7 protein-coding genes are annotated in these 6,059 nt (G+C 71.4%); 3 read left to right on the forward strand and 4 right to left on the reverse strand.

Translation table 11 applies throughout. From position 1 onward, the window contains the following. The coding region (ctaD, locus tag ACVV2G_RS33065) for an aa3-type cytochrome oxidase subunit I (RefSeq protein WP_453846457.1) at positions 1–1,601 on the reverse strand (1,601 nt) is incomplete at its 3' end. A 301-nt stretch (positions 1,602–1,902) separates the two neighbouring features. Between ctaD and ACVV2G_RS33070 the strand changes: the two genes are divergently transcribed. The 3 genes from ACVV2G_RS33070 to ACVV2G_RS33080 are packed head-to-tail and all read left to right on the forward strand — an operon-like array spanning position 1,903 to position 4,255. Next, the gene (locus ACVV2G_RS33070) at positions 1,903–2,367 is read left to right on the forward strand and encodes a hypothetical protein (RefSeq protein ID WP_453846458.1); all 465 of its coding nucleotides are present in this window, start codon (positions 1,903–1,905) and stop codon (positions 2,365–2,367) included. After that, positions 2,364–3,551: a zinc-dependent alcohol dehydrogenase gene (locus ACVV2G_RS33075; protein WP_453846459.1), complete on the forward strand. Its 1,188-nt coding sequence runs from the start codon at positions 2,364–2,366 to the stop codon at positions 3,549–3,551. The genes ACVV2G_RS33070 and ACVV2G_RS33075 overlap by 4 nt, the downstream gene beginning before the upstream one ends. Beyond that, positions 3,548–4,255: a catalase family protein gene (locus tag ACVV2G_RS33080; protein ID WP_453846460.1), complete on the forward strand. Its 708-nt coding sequence runs from the start codon at positions 3,548–3,550 to the stop codon at positions 4,253–4,255. Before ACVV2G_RS33075 ends, ACVV2G_RS33080 begins: the two co-directional genes overlap by 4 nt. Positions 4,256–4,346: 91 nt before the next feature. Here ACVV2G_RS33080 and ACVV2G_RS33085 read toward each other — a convergent pair whose 3' ends face one another. The 3 genes from ACVV2G_RS33085 to ACVV2G_RS33095 all read right to left on the reverse strand — a co-directional run. Then, complete coding sequence (locus tag ACVV2G_RS33085; RefSeq protein ID WP_453846461.1) at positions 4,347–4,517, reverse strand: hypothetical protein; 171 nt, start codon at positions 4,515–4,517, stop codon at positions 4,347–4,349. Positions 4,518–4,645: 128 nt separating this feature from the next. Further along, complete coding sequence (locus ACVV2G_RS33090; RefSeq protein WP_453846462.1) at positions 4,646–5,479, reverse strand: TrmH family RNA methyltransferase; 834 nt, start codon at positions 5,477–5,479, stop codon at positions 4,646–4,648. Between the two features lie 188 nt (positions 5,480–5,667). Further along, positions 5,668–6,059, reverse strand: a 392-nt coding sequence (locus ACVV2G_RS33095; RefSeq protein WP_453844860.1) for a transposase, incomplete at its 5' end; no start/stop codon positions are given.

Below are 6,059 nucleotides of genomic sequence, written 5' to 3' on the forward strand. Positions count from 1 at the left end.
TCGGAGCGGACCCTGGGCAGGGTGACGAAGTTGTGGCGGGGCGGCGGGCAGGAGGTGGCCCACTCCAGGGAGCGTCCATAGCCCCAGGGGTCGTCGACCTCGACCCGCTTGCCCTGCTGGGCGGTCTTCCAGACGTTGTAGAGGAAGGGCAGCGTGGACAGGCCCAGCAGGAAGGCGCCGATGGAGGAGACGGTGTTGAGCGCGGTGAAGCCGTCGGCGGCGAGGTAGTCGGCGTAGCGGCGGGGCATGCCCTCGGCTCCCAGCCAGTGCTGGACGAGGAACGTGGTGTGGAAGCCGATGAACAGCGTCCAGAAGTGGATCTTCTCCAGGCGGGTGTCGAGCATGGTGCCCGTCATCTTGGGCCACCAGAAGCTGAACCCCGCGAACATCGCGAACACGATCGTGCCGAACAGCACGTAGTGGAAGTGGGCCACGACGAAGTAGCTGTCGGTGACGTGGAAGTCGATCGGCGGGGAGGCCAGGAGGACGCCGGTCAGGCCGCCGAAGAGGAACGTGACCAGGAAGCCGGCCGCCCACAGCATGGGCGGCTCGAACGACAGGGAGCCCCGCCACATCGTGCCGATCCAGTTGAAGAACTTCACCCCGGTGGGGACGGCGATGAGGAAGCTCATGAAGGAGAAGAACGGCAGCAGCACCGCGCCGGTGGCGAACATGTGGTGCGCCCACACCGTCGCCGACAGGCCGGTGATGGCGATGGTGGCACCGACCAGCCCCATGTAACCGAAGATCGGTTTCCGGGAGAAGACGGGGATGATCTCCGTGATCACCCCGAAGAACGGCAGGGCGAGGATGTAGACCTCGGGGTGGCCGAAGAACCAGAAGAGGTGCTGCCACAGGATCGCCCCGCCGACTTCTGCGTCGAACACGTGGGCGCCGAACTGCCGGTCCGCCTCCAGCACCAGCAGCGCCGCCGCCAGCACGGGGAAGGCCAGCAGGACGAGCACCGAGGTCAGCAGCACGTTCCACGTGAAGATCGGCATCCGGAACATGGTCACGCCGGGCGCCCGCATGCAGATGATGGTGGTGATGAAGTTGACCGCGCCGAGGATGGTGCCGAAACCGGAGAGCGCCAGTCCCATGATCCACAGGTCGCCACCGGTGTACGGGGTGCGCTCACCACCGCTGAGCGGCGGATAGGCGGTCCAGCCGAAGTCGGCGGCGCCCTGCGTGGTGAGGAAGCTGCCGAGCACGATCAGGCCGCCGAAGGCGAACAGCCAGTACGACAGCATGTTGAGCCGGGGGAAGGCGACGTCCGGGGAGCCGATCTGCAACGGCATGATCGCGTTGGCGAACCCGGCGAACGTGGGGGTGGCGAACAGCAGCAGCATGATCGTGCCGTGCATCGTGAAGGACTGGTTGTACTGCTCCGCCGACACGATCTGGAGACCGGGCCGCGCCAGCTCCGCCCGCACCACCATGGCCAGCGCTCCACCGATCAGGAAGAACGCGAACGACGTGATCAGGTAGAGGTGCCCGATCTTCTTGTGGTCGGTCGTGGTCAGCCAGGAGACCACCACGTGGCCCCGGCCCCGGCGCTCGGCCACCGGGACGGGAGCCACCGGCTCGGTATGGGTCGCCATCACGTTCCTCACTCGGCAGAGCACCTGGTCGGCCGTTGGACGGCGACGGTCCGCCTCTCCGGCCCCGTGTTCCGGGCAGCGCGCGTCCCGCCCTCGTGCCCACGTGGAACGTACCCCTCCCCGGTACGGGACCGCGTCCGCGCTCGGCCGATCGCGGGCCGAACGGCCGCATGTTCCAGTCGGACGGGTGACGACGGGAAGGCTCCGCCCGCCCCCGGCGACCGCGACCGTTTCATGCGGACGGCCACGGAAACCCGACGCCCGACGGTGACCGCCGGGACACCGGAGCGGAGGGCGTTCGATGAAGAAGCTGTGGTGGGCGGTTCCGGTCGTGGCCGCCGGGGTGACGGCCGTACGGCGGTCCCGGCCCGTGCACCGGACCGAGGATCAGGCGCACGACCGCTGGCTCACCGTGACGATCAACCGGCCGCCGACGGACGTGGGGTCCGAAGGGAAGCTGCCGGCGCCCCTGGACGAGCTGGCGGAGCGGATCGACGCGCGGATCCGGCCGGCACCGGGTGACCGCGGCACGGAACTGGCCGCACGGTTCAGGGAGCCCGTGCCCCCGGCGTCCGCCTCGGTGCCCGCGCGTCTGGCCGGGCAGGACCCGCGTCAGGAACTACGACGCGCATTGCGTGACGCCAAGGCCCTGCTGGAGGCGGGTGAGGTGCTGCGCCCGGACGCGCCGCCGACGACCCGCCCCACGCCGGGCGGCAAGCTGGTCGAGGTGTTCACCCGTCGCTCCGGCGGGGAGGGAGTGCTGTGAAGGCCCTGTGCTGGGAAGGCGTGAACAAGCTGTCCGTCGAGCAGGTACCGGATCCGGAACTGCGCAACGACCAGGACATCGTCGTGCGGCTGATCGCGGGCACCACCTGCGGCTCCGACCTGCACCTCATCGGCGGTTACGTCCCGGCGATGCGCGCCGGTGACGTGATCGGCCACGAGTTCGTCGGCGAGGTCGTGGAGACCGGGTCCGCCGTGCGCCGGCACAAGGTCGGCGACCGGGTCGTCGTCTGCTCGTTCGTCGGCTGCGGGCGCTGCTGGTACTGCGCCAACGACCTGTGGTCCCTGTGCGACAACACCAACACCAACCCGGGCGTCGGCCAGGCCCTCTTCGGCTACGAGACCGCCGGCATCTTCGGCTACTCGCACGCCATGGGGGGCCTGCGCGGCAGCCACGCCGAATACGTCCGCGTCCCCTTCGCCGACTACGGCGCCTTCAAGGTCCCCGAGGGCGTCGACGACACCAGCGCCCTGTTCGTCTCCGACTCGGTGCCCACCGGGTGGATGGGTGCCGACCTGGCCGGGGTGAAACCGGGTGACGTCGTCGCGGTCTGGGGCTGCGGCGCCGTGGGGCAGATGGCCGCGCGGGCGGCGGTCCTGAAGGGCGCCGAGCGCGTCATCTCCATCGACCGCATCCCGGAGCGGCTGGCCATGACCGAGCGGTACGCCGGCGCGGAGACCATCGACTACACCACCACCGACGTCGCCGCGGAACTGCGCGAACGCACCGGCGGACGCGGCCCCGACGTGTGCATCGAGGCCGTCGGCATGGAGGCGCACAGCGACGGACCGATGCACCTGTACGACCAGGCCAAGCAGCAGCTCCGCCTCCAGACCGACCGGCCCACCGCCGTACGCCAGGCCATCCACGCCTGCCGCAAGGCCGGCACCGTCTTCGTCCTGGGCGTCTTCGCGGGCGCCGTCGACAAGTTCCCGCTCGGCGCCGTGGTCAACAAGGGGCTCACCGTGCGCGGAGCCCAGATGCACGGCCAGCGCTACATCCCCATGCTGCTCGACCGTCTGGCCACGGGTGAGATCGAGACGGCCCACCTGGCGACCCACAGCCTCTCGCTCGACGAGGCGCCCACGGCGTACGACATGTTCAAGAAGAAGACCGACGGCTGCGTACGCGCCGTCATCCGGCCCGAGGCCGCGGAGGCCGCATGATCGACGAACGTACGGTCCGCCGTGTGGCCGGCCGGCTGGCACGGTGGCGCGCGGCACCGGCCCTGCACCCGCACGGGGTGCTGTGCTCGGGGACACTGACCGTGACCGGTCGCTCCGACACCGGGTGGGGTGTGCCGTGGCTGGACCGGCCCGGCGCCCACCGGGCGACGGTGCGCTGGTCGCGGGCGCTCGGCCTGCCCCGACGGTTCCCGGACGGCCTGGGCCTGGCCGTCCGGGCCGAGGACGCCGGCGGCCCCGGCAACGCCCTCGACCTGCTGTTCACGTCCAGCCGCTCCGGCCGCCTCGGCCGCCACCTGCCCCTGCTGCGGCCGAACGCCCTGAGCGGGCCGTACTCCACCCTGCTGTCCTACCGGGTGGGCGACCGCGAGCGGGTCCTGGCGGCCTTCCCCGTCCCCGGTCCGGACGGCGGTCCGGACGCCACCATGCCGACGCTGTGGCAGCAGCTAGCCCGTCGCCCCGTCCGCTTCGACCTGCGCGCGGCCGCCCCCGACGAACCCTGGCGCACCTTCGCCACCCTGTCCCTGGAAGCCGTGCACCCCGCCCCGGCCACCCGCACCGTGTCCTACGACCCCTACGCCCACAACCTGCCCGGCCTGCACCCCACCGGCCGACTGCGACGCCTCCGCGACGCCGCGTACGCGGGCTCCCGCCACGGACGAACCGGCGACGGGCACGACGGGTGAGGCGGGTCCTCCGGCGGTGTGTGCCGGCCGTCGGCGGATGACGGGCGACCCGGCCGCCGGACACGCCGCCACCGGAGCGGGCGACACCCGTTCAGTTCTTCCGACGCCTCGCCCGGGTTCCCGCCTTCATGGCGCGCCAGCAGAAGATGGCGGTGAGCCACATGGCGGCGGCACCCGCTCCGCTCGAAGCGGACTGCCCGGCGTTCGCGTCCGTGAGCGTCCACGTCCCCAGGAGGACGACGACTCCCCAGGCGGCAGACACGCCGACGATGGCAGGGAGTTCTCGGCCCAGACCTTTCACCCGTACCACCTCCGGCCGGTTCTGCGTATCGGAACCCCGAGGGCGGTCACGGCCCCGGACGGGACGGGCCCGGCGCGTCGTCGGGTACGTCAGGAGCGCCCGGCGGCGACGAGACGCTGCCGGTGTGCCTCGTACAGCACGGCGGTCGCGGCGTTGGCGGCGTTCAGGGAGCTCGCGGAACCGGTCATCGGGATGCTGACCGTATGGTCGCACAGCTCCCGCCAGGTGTGGCTCAGCCCGGACGTCTCGTTGCCGACCAGCAGCAGCACCGGCTGGGTGAAGTCGAAGTCGAAGACGTCGCAGTCGCCCCGCTCGTCGGTGCCCACCAGCACGATCGGCTGCCCCTGCGCCCGCCGCGCGGTGACCCAGGCCATGACGGCGCCGGGCGAGTCCACGCGCACGGCCGGCAGCGCGAACAGCGAGCCGGTGCTGGCCCGTACCGCCTTGGGGTCGTAGAGGTCCGCGGCGTGCCCCGACACGATGAGCCCGTCCGCCCCGAAGGCGTCCGCGGACCGGATGATGCTGCCGATGTTCCCCGGACTCGTCGGCCGGTCGAACACGACGCCCAGGAAACCGCTGTCCGCGCGGAGCCGGCCGAGGTCGTCGGGCGGCATCCCGACGACGGCGACGACCTCCGGCGCGCTCCCGTTCTTCTCCCCCAGTTCCGACAGCAGCCCGGGCGCCATGGCCACCTGCTCGGCGTCGACCACGCGCAGCAGCTCCCGCGCCCACTGCGACAGCTCCCGCCGGTCGTCGTGGATCAGCGCCTTGACGGGCCAGCCGTACTCCACCGCCAACGAGATCGGACGCACTCCCTGGACCAGGAACTCCCTCGCCCGCGTGCGCTTGTTCCGGTTGCTCAGCAACGCCTCCCACTGCTGGAAACGCGCGTTGCGTGCGGTGATCCGCTGGCGTGCCGGCACCGGTCCTCCAAGTAGGCCGTCATCGATCTGGGTGCAGCGAGCCTACGGAACCGGCGCCAACCCCTCGGCACGCGGCCCGGCCGCCCGCGGGCGCACGCCTGCCCTGACGGCGCGCACCCGGGGGGGGTGCCTCTATGTCTTTCGTCAAGGCGCCCAGGGTTGATTTGGGTTGGTTTGGCTTGTGGGGGTCATGCGGCGAGTTCGACGTCCTTGGGGACGCGGGGTGCGTAGAAGGTGCCGTCGCGGAGCATGGCGAACAGGACGCTGATGCGCTGGCGGGCGAGGCGGAGGAGGGCCTGGGTGTGGGTTTTGCCGCGTGCTCGTTGTTTGTCGTAGTAGGCGCGGGAGGCGGGGTCGGCGTTCATGCAGGCGAAGGCGGACAGGAACATGGCGCGTTTGAGTTGCCGGTTGCCGCCTCGGGGTGCGTGTTCGCCGTGGATGGAGGTGCCCGACTGCTTCGTGGTGGGGGCGAGGCCGGCGTAGGAGGCGAGGTGGGCGGCGGTGGGGAAGCTGGTGCCGTCGCCGACGGTGACCAGCAGGACGGCGGCGGTCCTGACGCCGACGCCGGGCATCGACGTCA

The organism is Streptomyces sp. JK94, from assembly GCF_053613315.1.